We start from the raw sequence: 18076 nt of genomic DNA, 5'->3' as shown, positions 1-18076 counted from the left end.
CGCTCGGGTACGGACCCGTATCGCGGCCTTGGCGGAACAGGACCCCGGGCGTCGGCGTTTCGCCGCCGGCCACCACGGATACCGCCTGCGGTCTCCCCTGACGGAACAGCGGGTCCAAGCCCTCGAGCGCGAGTACGGCGTCCGGTTGCCCGGCTCCTACCGCAGCTTCCTCACGGACGTCGCTGACGGAGGAGCCGGACCCCACTACGGCGTACTCGGACTCACCGAGGAGCTGGACGAGGCGGATGCGGTGCACGGCACTCGCGAGGAGAGCCGGCTGGCCGGCTTCCTGTCCGTGCCGTTTCCGCACACGCGGGCCTGGCCGGGCCCCGGCAGGGCGGGCAGCGCCGGCTACTCGGTGCAGGGCAGTCTCGTCATCGCGGAGCAGGGATGCGGGATGTTCTCCCGCCTGGTCGTCACCGGGGAGAGCGCCGGGCAGGTGTGGTGCGACGACCCCGACTGGGGTGGTCTGAGCCCTGGCCCGGACTTTTACGACTGGTACACGGCATGGCTGGATGAGGCCGGCTGAACCGGCCTTCGCTCAGTCCAGCAGCCCGGTGGCCTCCCGGAAGTCCTCGTATGCCTCGCCGTACTGCTGCGCGGCGACGAGGAACATGGACCGGTCGGTCAGGGCCCTGCGCAGGGCGTCCCGGCCGAGGTCCGGGCCCGCAGCGGGCAGGTCGGCCAGCCGGCGCGCGAGCGTCACGCCCTCGTCGAAGACCGGACGGAGCGGTTGCAGGATGCGGTCGGTGCGCCTCGTCCAGAAGAGCGCCGTGCGGATGGTGAGCCTGCGGTGTACGGCGATCAGCTCGGCAAGACGGTGGTGCGGGTCGGTCCTGGCCGGTTCGGCCAGGGCGGCCGCCGCCGCTTCGAGGGCCGGGATGCCTTCGAAGTACGTATGCACGACGTCGGGCGACCAGAGGTGGATGTGGGAGCCGAAGGGCGGCGCCGGAGTCCGCGAGGACGCCGGCGGCTCCGCCGGACGGCCCGAGAGGGCGAGCAGGCAGGTCCACCAGTGGAGGACGTTGCTCCCGCTCTTGCGTTCGCCGGTCCGCCCCAGTTCTTCGAGGAGGACGAGTGCTTCCTTCCGGGCCGCATCCGCCTCGGACCTGAGCCCTGCGGTGTCCAGCATGTCGGAGTGGTGGACCAGCTCCCACATCAGGATGGCCGGCGGGGTGCCGTCCGCCTCGCAGTCGCGCCGGGTCAGGGCCACGAGCCTCCCGAAAGCTTCCAGCGCCTCGGTGCGCTGTCCGGCTGCGTCCAGTTCGGCCGCCCACTCGACCCTGCTCCAGAAGCCGGCGTCGTCGGGGTCCCCCGGCCGGACGGAGCTCGCGTGGATCTCGGCGGCCTCACGGTGGCGCCCCTCCTCCGCCAGCACTGCGGCCAGCCGACTGTGTCCGCGCGCAGGGCTCGTCACCTGACCCTCCTCGAATCCGCGCCGCCCCGCAGCAGCCATCTCCTCGCAGACGGCCAGGCCGTCCGCCCGCCGGCCTGCGGCGTACAGCGCGTGCTGGTACGCGTCCAGGGCATCGACGAGAAGTGCGGTCCGCTTCGGTTCGGCGGTGTCGATACGCCGGGCCGCGGAAGCCGCCTCGGCATGCAGGGCCAGCTGTATGTCCGGCCGGGACCGGAACTCGCCTGCGTAGCCACGCGAGAGCAACGCCCGGCACAGCTTGGGCAGATAGGCCCGCGGACTCACCTCCGCGAGCACTCGGTACGCCTCGAGCTGCTGTACGAGGCTCAGTTCGCCCGATCCGAGCAGCATGGTCCGTGCGCGCAGCACGGCGTCCTGATCAACTCTCCGGGTGGGATTCATGACCGTGATTCTGCGAGCCGGGGAACGGCTCGAACAAGGCTGTCCGGCTGTGCCGTTAGCCCTACGAAAACAGCCACTGAGCTGTCATGATGGACACGTATTCGCTCCTCTGCCGCATGCTTGACGGACCGTCATGGATGGCAGGGTCCGGTTCCGGGCGTCACCCCTGGACGACGGTCACACTTCGGCCGTCGGGTCTCACCGGCGCCGGAAGACGCCGCCGGAATCCTCCTCGGCCGCCGCGGCGGCATCCCCGGAGTCCGGATGGACACCCATGAGGTTCACGTGAATCGCGTGGACACCGGCCGGGACCGTGCGGAACCCACCGCCGTACGCCCGGTACGGCTCGTCGCTCCCGCGGTCACGACGGCCACGGCCGGCCGTGCGTCGAGCATCGACGTGCCGTCGGCGAGGAAGACGGCGCAGAGGTCCGCGCAGATCACGGTCCACGCACTCGCCGGGCACGTTGTGTGAGCGCAGCGCCATGTCCCCGGCACCCGCGCACGATCTGCCGTTGGGAGCTCGGCCGCTCGCTCACGCCTCGTCGGTCCCGGCGCACCGGGCCGCCACGCCGGGGCGCCCCGGCGTCACCAGGGCGAACGGGCTCTCGGGCCACCCCGTCTGCTGGTGGCCGACGGGCCGGATGTCAGGATGGAACCATGACGACCAAGGTTTTTTTCGACATCACCATCAATGACGAGCCCTCCGGGCGGATCACCTTCAACCTGTTCGACGACGTGGTCCCGAAGACGACGGAGAACTTCCGCGCGCTGGCGACCGGCGAGAAGGGTTTCGGCTACAAGGGCTCGTCCTTCCACCGCGTCATCCCGGACTTCATGCTCCAGGGCGGCGACTTCACCAGCGGCGACGGCCGGGGCGGCAAGAGCATCTACGGCGAGAAGTTCGCCGACGAGAACTTCAAGCTCACGCACAACAAGCCCGGCCTGCTCTCGATGGCGAACGCGGGCCCGAACTCCAACGGCTCCCAGTTCTTCATCACGACGATCGTGACGTCGTGGCTGGACGGCAAGCACGTCGTCTTCGGCGAGGTCGACGGCCAGGAGAGCATGGACCTGGTCAAGAAGATCGAGAGCTACGGCTCGCAGAGCGGCAAGACCCGGGCGAAGATCACCATCGCCGACTGCGGCGTCCTCTGACCGTACGAGGGACTCGCGGGCGCGCCTGAGGCGCCTGGCCCGGGATCGCCGCCATGGCTCCGGGCCCCCTCCGGACGCGACACCCGCTCCCCCGCATTGCGACCCGCATCCGAGCGCGTCGGACCGGCTTTCCGCCGGTCCGGCGCGCTCTGTGCGTCGTGGCATCCACTTTCCCTTCAAGTGTCAACTGAAGGTTGACACTGTCCGACTGTCAACCTAAGGTTGACGCATGACGAATCCCGTACGCATGACCAATCCGGTCCGGCTCGACGATTTGATCGAGGCCATCAAGAAGGTCCATTCCGACGCGCTCGAGCAGCTCTCGGACGCGGTCATCGCCGCCGACCACCTCGGTGACGTGGCCGACCACCTGATCGGCCACTTCGTCGATCAGGCCCGGCGCTCAGGGGCCTCCTGGACGGACATCGGCAAGAGCATGGGCGTCACCCGGCAGGCGGCCCAGAAGCGCTTCGTCGCCAAGGACCCGGGCGAACCGTCCGATCTCGACCCCAGCCAGGGGTTCAGCCGCTTCACCCCGCGGGCGCGGAACGTCGTGATGGCCTCGCAGAACGAGGCCCGCGCCGCGGGCAACGACGAGATCCGGCCCGAGCACCTGGCGCTGGGGCTGCTCAGCGAGCCGGAAGGACTCGCCGCGGCGTTCATCAAGGCCCAGGGCATCCCGCTGGACTCCGTCCGGCAGGCCGCGGCCGACTCGCTGCCGCCCGCCGCAAACGAGGTCCCGGAGCTCATCCCTTACGACGCCGGGTCGCGCAAGGTGCTGGAGCTGACGTTCCGGGAGGCCCTGCGGATGGGGCACAACTACATCGGCACGGAGCACATCCTGCTCGCCCTGCTGGAGCACGAGGACGGCACCGGCGTGCTGAGCGAGCTGGGCCTCGACAAGGCGGCCGCGGAGACCGCCCTCCTCGAGGCCGTCACACTCGCCGTCGCCGCACACAAGGGGGAATGACCCTCCCCGGCCCTCCCCTCGCGCGCAGAGTCCGCGCTCCCCTCCCCTGCGCGAACGGCCGCAATAGAGTGGAGGGGAGCAAGGAGGTGCCTCATGCGAAAGGTTGCCGACTCCCGGGAGTTCCCGAGCGAGACGAAATGCACCCTTGCCCTCTCCGGCGAGCCGGAGGAAGTGGTCCGCGCCACCAGCGATCTGGCCGCGCCGGTGCACGGTCATGCGGATGACCGGGAAACGCGGGAGCAGATCAGGGCCGGACTGCAGGACGAGGCCACGGAGCTTGCCTGAGCCGTATCCCGCACGAACACGGACGAACACTCACGGACACAGGGGGGTCCGCCGCGGCGCACGCCCCCCGATGGCGGATGCCCGGCGTCCCGGCCGCACCGAGGCCGGTGAGCGCCGGGAAGCCGGTCCGGCGACGGGTCAGAGTGCGTCGTACACCGCCTCGATCAGCGCCATCTTGCGCGGGTCGTCGGCGATCCGCGGGCCCATCCGGTTCATGACGTACCCCAGGGCGACGCCCGACTCGGGGTCGGCGAGGCCGCACGAGCCGCCGGCGCCGTCGTGGCCGAAGGCGCGCGGGTTGGGACCGTACGAACCCTGGGGGCCGCTCAGCCACAGTCCGAGCGCAATCTCGGTGTCGTGGTCGAAGCCGATACCGAGGACCAGGTCCCGACAGCTCCCCTGACCCTCCCTGGCCCGCTCGGCGGCCACCTCGGAGAGGATCCGCCGGTCCCCGAGCCTGCCCCGCCCGGCGAAGATCCCGTACAGCGCGGCAATGGCGCGGGCGGTGCCGTGGCCGTTGGCCGCGGGAATCTCGGCGGCCCGCCACTCGGGCGTGTTGGCGGCGGCCGCACCGCTGGGCGGGTTGAGCAGCGAGGCGACGGCCACCGGCTCCATCCGGGCGAACAGCTCCAGCTGGGCGCCCGCGGCGGACTTCGGGACGACGAGTTCCGCAACACGGTCCGCCTCCTTCTCCGGCAGGCCGATGGTGAAGTCGATGCCGAGCGGTCCGGTGACCTCCTGGCGGAGGAACTCTCCCGGCAGCAGGCCGGTGATCCGGCGCACGACCTCGCCGACCAGGAAGCCGTACGAGAGCGCGTGGTAGCCGGACCGGGTTCCGGGTTCCCACCAGGGCTCGGTGGCGGCCAGCCGGGCCGTGGTCAGGTCCCAGTCGTACAGGTCGGCCAGGCTGTGCGGCTCGCGCAGTCCGGCCACGCCCGAACGGTGCGAGAGCAGGTGGCGCACCAGAACGGCTTCCTTGCCGGCCGCGGCGAACTCCGGCCAGTACGTGGCGACGGGGGCGTCGAAGTCGAGCAGTCCCCGGTCGGCGAGGATGTGGGCGCACAGCGCGGTCGGGCCCTTGCTCGTGGACCAGACGTTGACCAGAGTCTCCCGCTCCCAGGGGCGGGTGCGGGCGCCGTCCGCCCAGCCGCCCCAGAGATCGGCCACGGGTTCGCCGTCGACCAGGACGGTGACGGCGGCGCCGAGTTCGTCACGCTCGCTGAAATTCGCTACGAATGCGGCGCGCACGCCTGAGAATCGGTCGTCGCAGTGGCCGTGGATCTGCGGCACGAAAGCCTCCCTCGTCCGGGCATGCCGGGTATGCGGGGTCGATGACGGGCAACATACCGACTGGTCGGACAGGCGGGAAGACGTCGCGCACCCGCCGGGGCCGGTTCATCACATCAGCGGGCGCCCGCTTCGAGGCGCAGGCTCCAGCGGCCCGGCAGGCCGGTGAGGGTGACCGTGGAGAGCGGGCGGACGTCGACGTTCCAGTACGTCGACGGCGGCGCCTTCAGCGCGTAGACCAGAGCGGCCCGGACGACGGCCGGTTCGGCGACGGCGACGATCGCACCCTCCTGCGCGGGGCGGGTGTCCAGCCAGCCCCCTATCCGTGCGATGAACGCGAGCAGCGGTTCGCCGCCATGCGGTGCGGAGCGCGGATCGGCGAGCCAGGCGTCCACCGCGGCCGGTTCGCGCGCCGCCACGTCGGAGAGGGTCAAGCCACGCCAGCGGCCCATGTCGCAGTCGCGCAGAGCCGGCTGGGCCATCGGGGCGTAGCCGAGCGCCTCCCCGGTGGCGCGGCTGCGTGGCGTCGGTGAGCAGTAGCGCAGTTCGGCGGCGCCCAGGGGCACCAGGGCCTGCGCGGCGAGCTGCACCTCGTGCCAGCCGGCCTGGTCGAGCGGCCGGTCGTCGTCGAAGCGCTCGGCGAGCCGAGAGGAGCTGCGCGCCGCGGCGACGAGCGAGACTCGAACACTCATGGCGGAGATCGTGGAGCTGAAACGCCGCCCAGGTCAAGAGGGCGCCGGGTCAGACGGTTCCAAGGGCGTCGAACCGCAGGTACATCCACTTCTCGGGGTTCCTCAGCGGCTTGAAGCCGACTTTCTCGTAGACCCCGTGGGCGTCGTCGGTGGCGAGTGTGAGCCTGCGGATGCCGGCCGGGGCGAGGTGGTCGCGCACAGCGGCGGCGAGCCGGGTGCCGATTCCCTGGCCGCGGGCCGGCCGGTCGACGTACACATCACAGAGCCAGGCGAAGCTGACGTGGTCGGTCACTACCCGGGCGTACCCGACCTGTTCGCCGGAAATGGTGTCGTACGCGCCGAAGTTGAGCGATCCGGCGATGGCCAGGTCCTGCTTCTCGCGGGTGCGGCCGAGAGCCCAGTAGGCGTCGGTGGAGAGCCAGTGGTGGATCCGGGCCGGGTCCAGCCGGGCCGGATCGGACGAGATCTCATACCGCTGTCGGGGGATGTCAGTCATGTCCGGAGGATAGGCGGTTGCGGTCCGGGGGCGGCGAAGAGTTCGTCGCAGGCGATGCGCATCCGCCTTACGCCCTCGGCGATCTCGCCCGCTCCTGCGACTGCGGCGAAGCTCAACCGCACCTGGGCGGCCGGGGGTTCGGCGCAGTAGTAGGGGCGGCCGGGCGCGATCGCGACGCCCGCGCGCAGGGCGGCCGAGACGAGCGCCGCTTCGTCCGGACCGGTTTCGGCGTCCGGCAGCCGCAGCCAGAGACTGCCGCCGCCCGCGGGGACGTACGGGAGCGAGAAGTCGGGCAGTTCCAGCCGCAGCGCGGCCGTCATGGCGGTCCGCCGGTTCTTCAACTCCGTCGACACGGAGCGCAGATGGTGGCCCCAGGCCGGGGAACCGACCAGTTCGAGCGCGGCTTCCTGGAGCGGGCGCGGGACGAAGAAGCTGTCGACGACCTGGATGGCCCGCAGCCGTTCCAGCACCGGGCCGCGGGCGGCCAGCGCCCCCACCCGCAGGCTGGGCGAGGTGACCTTGGTCAGCGAGCAGACGTGCACGACGACGCCGTCGGGGTCGTCGGCGGCGAGGGGTGCGGGCAGCGGGCCCGCGTCGTCGTGCACGAGACGGCGGGCGAAGTCGTCCTCGACGACGAACGCCCCCGCCTCGCGGGCGATCCGGACGACCGCCCTGCGCCGGTCCGGGGCGAGGACCGCGCCGGTCGGGTTCTGGAAGAGCGGCTGGCAGACGAAGACGCGGGCGCCGGTGACCCGGAAGGCGGCTGCGAGCAGTTCGGGCCGCACCCCGTCGGCGTCGACCGGTACCGGCACCGGGCGCAGTCCGGTGGCGCGGGCGGCCGCCAGCATGCCCGGGTAGGTGGGCGATTCGACGAGAACGGGGGCGCCGGGCGGGGCGAGCGCGCGCAGGGCCGTGGCCAGGGCGCTCTGGCCGCCCGCGGTGATGAGTACGTCGGCGGCGGTGAGTGACGGCCCGATCTCTCGGGCGAACCAGGCGCGCAGCTCGGTGAGCCCGTCGGTGGGGGGCCGGCCCCAGGCTCCGGGGCGCCGGCCGGCCCGGGCGAGAGCGGCGGCGAGGGCCCGTTCGGGCTGGAGCGAGGGGTAGAGATAGCCGCCGTTCAGTTCGATGACGCCAGGGGGCGGCGCGGCGAGCGTGACCAGGACACCGGAGGCGTCGACGGTGCGGGGCACGACCTCGGGGCCGCCGTCGCCGCTGAGGGAGACCTCCTGCCAGGAGGTGTCTCCGGGCGGGGGCACGTCGGTACGGGGCTGCGCCCGGAAGGCGCCGGAGCCGGGGCGGGTGACGACGAGCCCTTCGGCGGCGAGCTGCGCGATGGCCCGGGAGACGGTCACGGGGCTGACCCCGAAGCGCGCCACCAGGGCCCGACTGGACGGCAGCTTCTCACCCACCGAGTAGCGGTTCAGCTCACCGCGAAGGGAACTGGCCAGTTCGGCAACGCTGCTACGCTCTTGCATGACAGAACAGGATAGCGCTACCCACTCCGCATCGATAGCGGTTGCCCCTACATCAGTCAGAAGCGGCACTCTTCTCGCCGGGCTCGGCGTCGTCGCCTTCTCACTGACGTTTCCGTCGACCGTCTGGGGGCTGGAGAGCTTCGGCCCCTGGTCACTGGTGACCCTGCGCAGCCTGCTCGCGGCGCTGATCGCGGGCGGCGTGCTGCTCGCGGGACGGGTCCCGGTGCCGGACCGCCGCCACTGGAGCGGACTCGCGGTCGTCGCGGGCGGTGTCGTGCTGGGCTTTCCGCTGCTGACGTCACTGGCCCTGCAGACCTCCACGTCGTCGCACGCAGCCGTCGTGGTGGGGCTGCTGCCGCTGACCACGGCGGTGTTCTCGTCGCTGCGGACCGGAACGCGCCCGCCGCGTCCCTTCTGGATCGCGGCGCTGGCCGGGGCGGCCGTGGTGATCGTCTTCACCGTGCAGCAGAGCGGCGGGGCGCTCTCGGTCAGTGATCTCTACCTGTTCGGCGCGCTGCTGGTGTGCGCGGCGGGGTACACGGAGGGCGGCAGGCTGGCCCGGGTGATGCCGGGCTGGCAGGTGATCGGCTGGGCGCTGATCCTCGCGGCGCCGCCGATGGTGGCGGGCGCGGCGGTCGCGCTCTGCTTCGAGCCGGTGCGGCCGACCGTGCACGGGATCATCGGCCTGGTGTGGGTGGCTGCGGGGTCGGCCTTCGTCGGTCTGTACGTCTGGTACCGCGGCATGGCGGCGATCGGCGTTCCACGGGCCAGTCAGCTTCAGCTCGCGCAGCCGCTGCTGACCCTGGTGTGGTCGTTCCTGCTGCTGGGGGAGAAGGTCTCCGCGGCCGCTCCGGTGGCGGCACTTGCCGTCCTCGTCTGCATCGCGGCCACCCAGCGTGCGGGGGCCCGGCGCAGTCCGGCCGGTGCGCGAGCACATAGGGTCATAGACTTGTCGACAAGGACCGCCACCCGTGAGGAGGTCACTCCCGATGGAGGCACACCCGGGCGACCGGCTGCTGACGCACGGCAGGACCGTGGGCCAGCCCGACAAGGTCGCAGAGATCGTCGAAGTGCTCGGTGACGGGGGCGCTCCCCCTTACCGCGTCCGCGCCGACGACGGACACGAACACCTGGTTTCGCCAGGTCCCGACGCCGTCGTCCAGCACACCGTGGTCCGTCGCCGGGGCCCGGAGACCCTGTAGGGCCCCCGGGCGGACCATCCCCGACCGCGCCACCGCACGGTGCGCCCCCTCCGGCCCTCGGGTCAGCGAGGCGGGCGCACCCTGTTGCGGTAGTGGTCGGTGACCACGTGCTGCATCGCGCCGATCCGGTCGGTCACGACATCCTTGCCGGAGAAGTAGGCATGGCCGCGCACCTGGTCGTAGGCGGCCGCGAAGTCGATATGGCGGGAGAGTTCCGCCGGGTCCTGCCAGGCGGCGGGCTGGGCCGGGTCGCCCGCCTTGTAGAGCGCCTCGCCGATGAAGAGATCGACGCCCGTGCCCCGTACGACGTCGTCCCACCAGGGGAGCAGCTTCGCGTAGTCGGCGGCGGCGAAGCCGATGTTCCAGTAGATCTGCGGGCAGATGTAGTCGATCCAGCCCTTCTTGACCCAGCCGCGGGTGTCCGCGTGCAGATTGTCGTAGGTCTGCACGCCGGCCGTGGTGTCCGAGCCGAGCGGGTCGGTCGCGGCGTTGCGCCAGACACCGAACGGGCTGATGCCGAACTGGACGTTCTTCTTGATGTCCTTGATCCGCGCGGCCATCTCGCGCACCAGCTTGTCGGTGTTGTCGCGGCGCCAGGCGGCCTTGTCCGGGAAGCCCGCACCGTACTTCGCGTACGTCGCGTCGTCGTCGAAGACCTGTCCGGCGACCGGGTAGGGGTAGAAGTAGTCGTCCCAGTGGACGGCGTCGATGTCGTAGCGGCGGACCGCGTCGAGCATGGCGTCCTGGACGAAAGTGCGGACCTCGGGCACGCCCGGGTTGTAGTAGAGCTTCCCGCCGTACGGCAGGACCCATTCGGGGTGCAGGCGTGCAGGATGGGTGGGTACCAGCTTGGACAGGTCGGTGTGGTTGGCGACCCGGTACGGGTTGAACCACGCGTGCAGTTCCAGGCCGCGGCGGTGCGCCTCGCGGACGGCGGTGCCCAGCGGGTCCCAGCCGGGGTCCTGGCCCTGTACACCGGTGAGGTACTGGGCCCACGGCTCGTACGGTGAGGGCCACAGTGCGTCCGCGGTCGGCCGCACCTGGAAGATCACCGCGTTCAGCCGCCGTTCGACCGCCTCGTCGAGATAGGCGATCAGCTCCGCCTGCTGTTCCGCCGCCGAGAGGCCGGGGACCGAGGGCCAGTCGACGTTGGCCACGGTGGCGACCCACATCCCGCGCAGCTCACGCCGGGCGACGCGGCGGGAACCCTTGCCGTACTCGGGCGACGCACCCGACCGGGTCGCCGGAACTCCCCCTTCCAGCGGTGCAGCAATGGCCTCACCTGTCCCGGCGGCTCCTGCCACCACCCCTGCGACCACCCCGGCCGCACCTGCCACAAAGCCTCGTCGGGCAATTTGTCGCATTTTGTTGCCACCTGCCGTCTCTGTGCTCTCGTCCGTCACCTTGGTATCCAGGCGTAACGCAGAGCATGCCCGCCCCGGCCCGTCATGATCAATAGACCGCGGAGTAACGTCGGGGGGTCGAGGCGGGGCCCGGAATCAGACGGGACCCACCGAACGGAGATCAGCGAAAGGCACGAGGTGACGGACTCTATGGCCGACATTGCACGCGTCGGAGTGGTGGGCTGTGGCCAGATGGGCGCAGGCATCGCGGAGGTGTGCGCCCGCAGCGGCCTCGAGGTCAAGGTGGCCGAGACCACCGGCGAGGCGCTGGAGATCGGTCGCACCCGGCTCCACAACTCTCTCTCCAAGGCCGCCGAACGCGGCAAGATCACTGAGGCGGAGCGTGACGAGACACTCGGCCGCCTCAGCTTCACCACCGACCTCGGGGAATTCGCCGACCGCGATCTCGTCATCGAGGCCGTCGTGGAGAACGAGCAGGTCAAGACCGAGATCTTCCAGGTCCTCGACCAGGTGGTGACCCGGCGGGACGCGATTCTCGCCTCCAACACCTCCTCCATCCCGCTGGTGAAGCTGGCCGTCGCGACCTCCCGCCCGGATCAGGTCATCGGTATCCACTTCTTCAACCCGGCCCCGGTGCAGAAGCTCGTCGAGCTGATTCCCGCGCTGACCACCTCGGACGACACGGTGAAGCGCGCCGAGGCCCTGGTGCAGGACGTGCTCGGCAAGCACCCGATCCGCGCCCAGGACCGCTCCGGCTTCGTCGTCAACGCGCTGCTGATCCCGTATCTGCTGTCCGCGATCCGGATGTTCGAGTCGGGCATCGCCAGCCGCGAGGACATCGACAACGGCATGGAGCTCGGCTGCGCCCACCCGATGGGCCCGCTGAAGCTCGCGGACCTGATCGGTCTGGACACCGTGGCCTCGGTCGCCGACTCGATGTACGCCGAGTTCAAGGAGCCGCTGTACGCCGCTCCCCCGCTGCTCCAGCGGATGGTGGACGCGGGCCGGCTCGGCCGCAAGACGGGCTCGGGCTTCTACCCGTACGCCTGAGCCACCGAGCGAGCCCATGCGGGGCCGGCCGGGGCATCCCCCGGCCGGCCCCGCGTGCGTGGCGCGCACGCGGGGCCGGGCCCGGCGATCCGGCCTCAGCCGAGCCGTAAGTGATGGAGCATCATCAGCCCGGCCACCATGTTGGCGGCCGGGACCTCGCCCCGGACGATCATGTCGGGCACCAGTTTGAGCGGTATCCATTCCCGCCGCGACGACTCGAAGTCGTCCTGGGGTGGGCCGGTCCAGCTGGCCTCCTGCGCCCAGTAGAGGTGGTGGCGGGCGTCGGTGAGACCGTTCGACGGCTCCACGGTCAGCAGCGGCCGCAGCGGCCCGGGGCGCCAGCCGGTCTCCTCCTCCATCTCCCGGGCGGCCGCGGCAGCGATGTCCTCACCGTCCTCGACGACGCCCGCGGCGAGTTCCCAGCCCCAGCTGTCCGTGATGAACCGGTGCCGCCACAAAAGCAGCACCTCGTTGGCCTCATTGACGACGGTTGCCGCGGCGACGGGGCGCAGCCGCACGAGGTAGTGGTCGAGACGACGGCCGTCGGGGAGTGCGACATCGGCCAGATTGACCCGGAACCAGCGGTTTTCATACACCGTTTGTTCGTTCAGATTCGTCCACTGCACAGTTCTGCCACCTTCCGACACGTTGGTGACAACATCGCAGCAGGAGCGGCCCCGGAGGGGAACATCAGAGCGGCACGCGCAGCGCCCCGTCGATGAGTTCGGCGGCCCGCCCCGCGTCGGCGCAGCCGCTCGCGACCAGGTCCTCGCGCACCGCCCGCAACCGGTCCCGCAGCCGCTGGGACTCCATGCCTCCGGCCCGTTGCGCCATCTCCGTCGCCGTACCGGCCGCCCGGTCCGCCTCCCCCTGCCGCAGCTCGATATGGGTCAGCATGGCCAGCCGGTGCACGCGCCCCCGGTCGTGCGCCGGGGTGCGTACCGCCACGGCGGCGTGCTCCCGCGCACCCGACAGATCACCGAGGCGCAGCAGGGCCTCCGCCACCTGCACATTGACCAGGCCGGGCTCGACGTAACCCGTCTCGTCCGGCTCGTGCCCCGGGGTGATGCACCCGGCCTCGGACTCGGCGCACCGGATGCGCTCCATGGCGCTGTGGCCGTCGCCCAGATGCGCGTACGCCTTGGCCTGCATCGCGTACAGGTCGGCGGCCAGCGCGGGCGTGATGTCGCGCCCGGCGGCCCGCAGTGCCGCCTCCGCGAACGCGACGGACTGCCGGTACTCGCCGAGGAACAGCGACTGGTTGACCAGCAGGGCGATCACATACGCGCCGAGCCCCCGGTCCCCGCTCGCCTTGGCCAGCCGCAGCGCCTGGTGGAAGTAGCGCTGGGCGAGTCCGTGGGCGTCGGAGTCGTAGGCGCAGATGCCCGCCACGGCCACCAGCCCGCTCGTAGCCCGGTGCAGCCGGCGGCCGAGCACGTCGCTGTAACCGCCGCGCAGCAGCGGGGCGGTCTCCGCGTTGAGGAAGCCGACGATGCGGGAACGGGTCGCGACGCCGCCGGCCCTGCGGTACATCAGTTCGTAGTGGGAACGGGCCGCACGCAGCATGACGATGTCGGCCATCGAGACGCGGGTCGTACCGTCACGGGAGACATCGGCGTCCTCCGGCGGGTTCTCCCACTCCCACACGGGCATCACCGCCGACGTGCCGGTGACGGCGGCTGCAGCGTGTACGGGCGGGCGCTGCTGCTCGTCGGAGCGCCACACTGCGGTGGCCCGTTCGACGAACCCGGTGAGCGTGCAGCCCGGTACGGGCGTGCCGGTGCCGGGCGACGCCATGCCGATGTCGTCGAGCGAAACGGGCCGGTGGAGCCGGTTGCCGAGCACCTCGCAGATCAGGTCGGGCACCCGGCCACGAGGGCGCTGGCCCCTCAGCCAGCGTGCCACGGCGGTGTGTTCGTACCGCAGGGACAGCCCTCGGGCGCGCCCGGCCCGGTTGACGTGCGCGGCGAGACCCGCACGGGAGACACCCGCCTCGTCGATCAGGGCCTCGAGCAGAATGTTGGGCTCCATTGCCCCTCCTCCGCCGGACACGCCTCGTGACGTGTCGCCCCAGTGGAGCACGTTTCACACGGGGTGTGAACGGAATGCCCGAACCGTCCCGCTGCGCACGCTGTTGCGCCGGGCCGCGGATCGGTTGAATCAGTCGCCTCGCAAGAGGCGGCCGGGTCGTCTGCTCCCCCTCGTACAGTCGACGACCCGCACCCGCGCCGTTCACACTGCCGACCTGCCCGACACTCCGTGGCAGTACGGACGGCGCCGGATCGCACGACCCACTGCCCACTGATCGGAGGGTGGCTGCGGGGCCGTACCGGAACCCGGGTTCCCCCGGGCCGGGCCGGAGCCCGCGTGCGGTCCCGCCGTCGTTCGGCGAGCACAGAAGGAGGGGGCGTACCCGGTAGCCGGATACGCCCCCTCCTCACTTCTGCGGCCGGTCCGTCCCCGGCCGCCGGACGGACCTGGTTCCAGGCCCGTCCGGCCGAGGACACCGCGCGGCCCGACGGCGTCGCGGTCGGCCGCTACGCTCCGCGCAGCACCGCACCGGTCCGCTCGGCAGCCAGGGCGACCGCCGCATCGCGGGCGGCCGTGGCCTCGTCGACGGTCAGCGTGCGGTCCGGCGCCCGGAACCGCAGCGCGTACGCCAGCGACTTCCTGCCCTCGCCGATCTGCTCACCGGTGAAGACGTCGAACAGCCGCAGCGATTCGAGGAGTTCACCGGCACCCGCACGCAGCGCGTGCTCCACCTCGGCGGCCGGCACGTCCTGCGCGACGACGAGCGCGACGTCCTGGGTCGCCACCGGGAAGGTGGAGATCCGCGGCGCCTGGAGCGCACCGTCGACGGCCTGCTCCAGGAGGTCGAGGTCGATCTCCATGGCGCAGGTCCGCTCCGGCAGATGGAGCTCCTTGATGACACGCGGGTGCAGCTCACCGGCGTGCCCCACGAGGGCCTCCGCGTCGTTCGCCGTGACGAACAGTGCGGCGCAGCGGCCGGGGTGCCACGGCGCGTGCTGATCGTTGCGGACGGTGAGCTCGACACCCGCCTCGCGGGCGATGGCACGAGCGGCCTCGATGGAGTCCGCCCAGTCCACCGGGCGGCCCTTGCCCCACCAGCCGGCCTGCTCACGGGCGCCCGCGAGGACGACCGCGGCACGGCGCGGCTGCCGCGGCAGCGCCGCGTTCAGTTCGGCGATCTGCTCGTCGCTGGGCCGGTGGTCGACGGGCAGGCGCACGGCCTGGGTCTCGTCGCCCGTAGGCCTGAAGACGAGACCGGTCTCGAAGAGAGCCAGGTCGTGGCTGCCGCGGCCGTCGTTGCGCCGCAGCGCGCCGAGGAGGCCCGGCAGCAGCGTGGTGCGCAGCGCCGGCTCCTCGTCGGAGAGCGGGTTGACGAGCTTGACCGTACGGCGGCGGGCGTCGTCGGCGTCGAACCCGAGCTGGTCGAGGACGGCGTCCCCGATGAACGGGTAGTTCAGCGCCTCGACGTAGCCGGCTCCGGCGAGCGCCCGGCCGACCCTGCGGTGCAGCCGCTGGCGGTCGGTGAGCCCGCGCCCGGACGGCGGCGTCGGCAGCGTCGACGGAAGGTTCTCGTACCCCTCCAGCCGGATGACCTCTTCGGCGAGGTCGTTCGGCTCGCTCAGGTCGGGCCGCCAGGACGGGACCGTGACGAGCAGCTCGTCCTGCCCGTAGGCGTCGCAGCCGACCTCCTGGAGGCGCCGTACGACGGTCTCGCGGCCGTACACGACCCCGGCCACCCGGTCGGGGTGGTCCGCGGGCATCGCGATGGTGCGGGGCGCGGACGGAACCGCGACCTCGGTGACACCCGCCTCGGCGGTGCCGCCCGCGAGGAGCACCAGCAGGTCGACGGTGCGCTGCGCGGCGGCGGCCGCCGCCTCCGGGTCCGCGCCGCGCTCGAAGCGCTTGGACGCCTCGGAGGACAGCTTGTGACGGCGCGCGGTCCGGGCGATCGAGATCGCGTCGAAGTGCGCGGCCTCGATGACGACCTCGGTGCTGGTGTTCTCACCGTTCTGGGCGTCGGCGATCTCCGTGTTGGCGCCGCCCATGACACCCGCGAGACCGATCGGCCCGCGGTTGTCGGTGATGACCAGGTCCTCGGCGTCCAGGACGCGGACCGTGCCGTCGAGCGTGGTGAGCTTCTCGCCCTGCTGGGCGCGGCGCACCCCGATCGGCCCGTCGACACGGGTGCGGTCGTAGGCGTGCAGCGGCTGGCCGAGCTCCAGCATCACGTAGTTGGTGATGTCGACGGTGAGCGAGATCGGGCGCATCCCGGCCTTCTGCAGCCTGCGCTGCATCCAGATCGGGGAACGCGCCTCGGGGTCCAGGCCGACGACGGTGCGCGCGGTGAACCGGTCGCAGCCGGTCGGGTCGGCCACCTTCACCGGGTAGCCGAACGCGTTCGGCGCGGGCACGTCGAGGAGGGCCGGGTCGCGCAGCGGCAGCCCGTACGCGATGGCGGTCTCGCGGGCGACGCCGCGCATGGAGAGGCAGTAGCCGCGGTCGGGGGTGACCGCGATGTCGAGCACCTCGTCGACGAGCTGGAGCAGCTCGATCGCGTCGGTGCCGACCTCGTGCTCCGGCGCCAGCACGATGATGCCGTGCGTGCCGTCGTCGCCCATACCGAGTTCGTCGGTGGAGCAGATCATGCCGTGCGAGGTCCGGCCGTACGTCTTGCGTGCGGCGATCGCGAAGTCGCCGGGCAGCACGGCGCCGGGGAGGACCACGACGACCTTGTCGCCGACGGCGAAGTTACGGGCTCCGCAGACGATCTCCTGCGGCTCACCGGTGCCGTTGGCGGTGCCGACGTCGACGGTGCAGAAGCGGATGGGCTTCTTGAAGCCCTCCAGCTCCTCGATGGTCAGTACCTGTCCGACGACCAGGGGGCCCTTGAGGCCGGCGCCGATCTGCTCGACGGTCTCGACCTCGAGGCCGACGGCGACGAGCTTGGCCTGTACGTCACGGCCGGTCTCCGTCGCCGGCAGGTCGACGTACTCCCGCAGCCAGGAAAGCGGGACGCGCATCAGATCTCCATCCCGAACGGCCGGGTGAACCGGACGTCACCCTCGACCATGTCTCGCATGTCTTCGACGTTGTGGCGGAACATCAGCATCCGTTCGATGCCGAACCCGAAGGCGAATCCGCTGTACTTCCGGGGGTCGACGCCGCAGGCGATGAGCACCTTGGGGTTGACCATGCCGCAGCCGCCGAGCTCGATCCAGCCCTCGCTGCCGCAGGTGCGGCAGGGGCGGTCCGGGTTGCCGACGGACGTGCCGCGGCAGACGTAGCAGACCATGTCCATCTCGGCGGACGGCTCGGTGAACGGGAAGAAGTTCGGCCGCAGCCGGGTCTTCATCTCCGGGCCGAAGAGCGCCTGGACCATGTGGTCGAGGGTGCCCTTGAGGTCCGCCATGGTGAGGCCCTCGTCGACGGCCAGCAGCTCGATCTGGTGGAAGACCGGGGTGTGCGTCGCGTCGAGCTCGTCGGTGCGGTAGACCCGCCCAGGGCAGACGACGTAGACGGGCGGCTCGCGGTCGAGCAGGGTGCGGGCCTGGACCGGCGAGGTGTGCGTACGCAGCACGATGCCGGACTCGTCGCCCGTGGTCGGCTTCCCGTCGGGCGTGGTGCCCTGGACGAAGAAGGTGTCCTGCATCTGCCGGGCCGGGTGGTCGGGCACGAAGTTCAGTGCGTCGAAGTTGAACCACTCCGCCTCGACCTCGGGGCCCTCGGCGACCTCGTAGCCCATGGCCACGAAGACGTCCGCGACGCGCTCCATGATGGTCGTCAGCGGGTGGCGGGCGCCGGCCGGGGTGCGGTCGTACGGCAGCGTGACGTCCACCGCCTCCTCGACCAGCACACGGGCGTCCCGCTCGGCCTCCAGCTCCGTCTGACGGGCGGCGAGTGCCTTGCTCACGGCCCCGCGGGCCTGGCCCACGCGCTTGCCCGCCTCGGCCTTGGCCTGCGGCGGCAGTGCGCCGATCTCCCGGTTGGCGAGCGACAGCGGCGAGGTTCCACCGGTGTGCGCGGTCTTCGCCTGGGCGAGCGCGTCGAGGTCACCCGCGGCGGCGAAGGCGGCGAACGCCTCGTCCCGCATGCGCTCGATCTCTTCCGGTTTCAGTGCCTCGACCTCGACTGGGTCGTACGACTTGTTCGGTGCCGACATCTCTTCCCGTGCTTCCGATTGGCTGATACTGCTCTTACCGGGGGATACCCCGGACCCCCGTGGCCCCGCTCGACGACTGGAGGACACAGAGG

At 71.5% G+C, this 18076-nt stretch carries 18 protein-coding genes; 8 read left to right on the top strand and 10 right to left on the bottom strand.

All coding sequences use genetic code 11. The annotated features are described in order from the left end of the window. Window positions 1-28: 28 nt before the first annotated feature. A complete protein-coding gene (locus OG878_RS31770) occupies window positions 29-529 on the top strand; it encodes an SMI1/KNR4 family protein (RefSeq protein WP_328889958.1) in 501 nt (166 codons plus the stop codon). A gap of 12 nt (window positions 530-541) precedes the next feature. Here the strand turns inward: OG878_RS31770 and OG878_RS31765 are convergent, their stop codons facing one another. Continuing rightward, the gene (locus OG878_RS31765; protein ID WP_328889957.1) at window positions 542-1816 is read right to left on the bottom strand and encodes a hypothetical protein; all 1275 of its coding nucleotides are present in this window, start codon (window positions 1814-1816) and stop codon (window positions 542-544) included. 285 nt (window positions 1817-2101) lie between these two features. Here OG878_RS31765 and OG878_RS31760 point away from each other — a divergent pair, with 285 nt between their 5' ends. From OG878_RS31760 to OG878_RS31745, 4 genes are all read left to right on the top strand, one after another. Next, a complete protein-coding gene (locus OG878_RS31760; RefSeq protein ID WP_328889956.1) occupies window positions 2102-2290 on the top strand; it encodes a hypothetical protein in 189 nt (62 codons plus the stop codon). 185 nt (window positions 2291-2475) lie between these two features. Continuing rightward, window positions 2476-2973 (top strand): peptidylprolyl isomerase, encoded by a 498-nt coding sequence (locus tag OG878_RS31755; protein WP_328889955.1) that lies wholly within the window; start codon window positions 2476-2478, stop codon window positions 2971-2973. Between the two features lie 229 nt (window positions 2974-3202). Then, window positions 3203-3943: a Clp protease N-terminal domain-containing protein gene (locus OG878_RS31750; protein WP_328889954.1), complete on the top strand. Its 741-nt coding sequence runs from the start codon at window positions 3203-3205 to the stop codon at window positions 3941-3943. A gap of 93 nt (window positions 3944-4036) precedes the next feature. Next, entirely contained in the window at window positions 4037-4228 is a 192-nt protein-coding gene (locus OG878_RS31745) for a DUF1059 domain-containing protein (RefSeq protein WP_328889953.1), read from the top strand. Window positions 4229-4366: 138 nt separating this feature from the next. Here the strand turns inward: OG878_RS31745 and OG878_RS31740 are convergent, their stop codons facing one another. From OG878_RS31740 to OG878_RS31725, 4 genes are all read right to left on the bottom strand, one after another. Then, the gene (locus OG878_RS31740) at window positions 4367-5518 is read right to left on the bottom strand and encodes a serine hydrolase domain-containing protein (RefSeq protein WP_328889952.1); all 1152 of its coding nucleotides are present in this window, start codon (window positions 5516-5518) and stop codon (window positions 4367-4369) included. A gap of 113 nt (window positions 5519-5631) precedes the next feature. Further along, on the bottom strand, window positions 5632-6207 hold the full coding sequence (locus OG878_RS31735) for a histidine phosphatase family protein (RefSeq protein ID WP_328889951.1): 576 nt from the start codon (window positions 6205-6207) through the stop codon (window positions 5632-5634). A gap of 49 nt (window positions 6208-6256) precedes the next feature. Then, a complete protein-coding gene (locus OG878_RS31730; RefSeq protein WP_328889950.1) occupies window positions 6257-6703 on the bottom strand; it encodes a GNAT family N-acetyltransferase in 447 nt (148 codons plus the stop codon). Next, the gene (locus OG878_RS31725; protein WP_328889949.1) at window positions 6700-8178 is read right to left on the bottom strand and encodes an aminotransferase-like domain-containing protein; all 1479 of its coding nucleotides are present in this window, start codon (window positions 8176-8178) and stop codon (window positions 6700-6702) included. The genes OG878_RS31730 and OG878_RS31725 overlap by 4 nt, the downstream gene beginning before the upstream one ends. On the opposite strand from OG878_RS31725, the gene OG878_RS31720 reads away from it, so the two are divergent. Then, window positions 8177-9259, top strand: a complete 1083-nt coding sequence (locus OG878_RS31720) for a DMT family transporter (protein ID WP_328889948.1) — start codon at window positions 8177-8179, stop codon at window positions 9257-9259. The two genes, OG878_RS31725 and OG878_RS31720, sit on opposite strands and share 2 nt — an antisense overlap. Further along, a complete protein-coding gene (locus OG878_RS31715; protein WP_328889947.1) occupies window positions 9168-9380 on the top strand; it encodes a DUF1918 domain-containing protein in 213 nt (70 codons plus the stop codon). The genes OG878_RS31720 and OG878_RS31715 overlap by 92 nt, the downstream gene beginning before the upstream one ends. A gap of 62 nt (window positions 9381-9442) precedes the next feature. Here the strand turns inward: OG878_RS31715 and OG878_RS31710 are convergent, their stop codons facing one another. Further along, entirely contained in the window at window positions 9443-10744 is a 1302-nt protein-coding gene (locus tag OG878_RS31710; RefSeq protein ID WP_328889946.1) for a glycoside hydrolase family 10 protein, read from the bottom strand. A gap of 189 nt (window positions 10745-10933) precedes the next feature. Between OG878_RS31710 and OG878_RS31705 the strand changes: the two genes are divergently transcribed. Then, window positions 10934-11794, top strand: coding sequence for a 3-hydroxybutyryl-CoA dehydrogenase (locus OG878_RS31705; RefSeq protein WP_328889945.1), 861 nt, complete (start codon window positions 10934-10936; stop codon window positions 11792-11794). A 95-nt stretch (window positions 11795-11889) separates the two neighbouring features. Here OG878_RS31705 and OG878_RS31700 read toward each other — a convergent pair whose 3' ends face one another. The 4 genes from OG878_RS31700 to pheS all read right to left on the bottom strand — a co-directional run bounded on the left by OG878_RS31700 (window position 11890) and on the right by pheS (window position 17984). Further along, window positions 11890-12420, bottom strand: a complete 531-nt coding sequence (locus tag OG878_RS31700; RefSeq protein ID WP_328889944.1) for an NUDIX hydrolase — start codon at window positions 12418-12420, stop codon at window positions 11890-11892. A 64-nt stretch (window positions 12421-12484) separates the two neighbouring features. Further along, window positions 12485-13825, bottom strand: a complete 1341-nt coding sequence (locus OG878_RS31695) for a transcriptional regulator (protein WP_328889943.1) — start codon at window positions 13823-13825, stop codon at window positions 12485-12487. 506 nt (window positions 13826-14331) lie between these two features. After that, entirely contained in the window at window positions 14332-16845 is a 2514-nt protein-coding gene (gene pheT, locus OG878_RS31690; protein ID WP_328889942.1) for a phenylalanine--tRNA ligase subunit beta, read from the bottom strand. Beyond that, a complete protein-coding gene (gene pheS, locus OG878_RS31685; protein WP_328889941.1) occupies window positions 16845-17984 on the bottom strand; it encodes a phenylalanine--tRNA ligase subunit alpha in 1140 nt (379 codons plus the stop codon). Before pheS ends, pheT begins: the two co-directional genes overlap by 1 nt. Between the last annotated feature and the right edge of the window lie 92 nt (window positions 17985-18076).

The organism is Streptomyces sp. NBC_00316, from assembly GCF_036158715.1.
In the GTDB taxonomy this organism is placed as follows: domain Bacteria; phylum Actinomycetota; class Actinomycetes; order Streptomycetales; family Streptomycetaceae; genus Streptomyces.
This window is presented reverse-complemented; position numbering and strand designations above follow the sequence as displayed.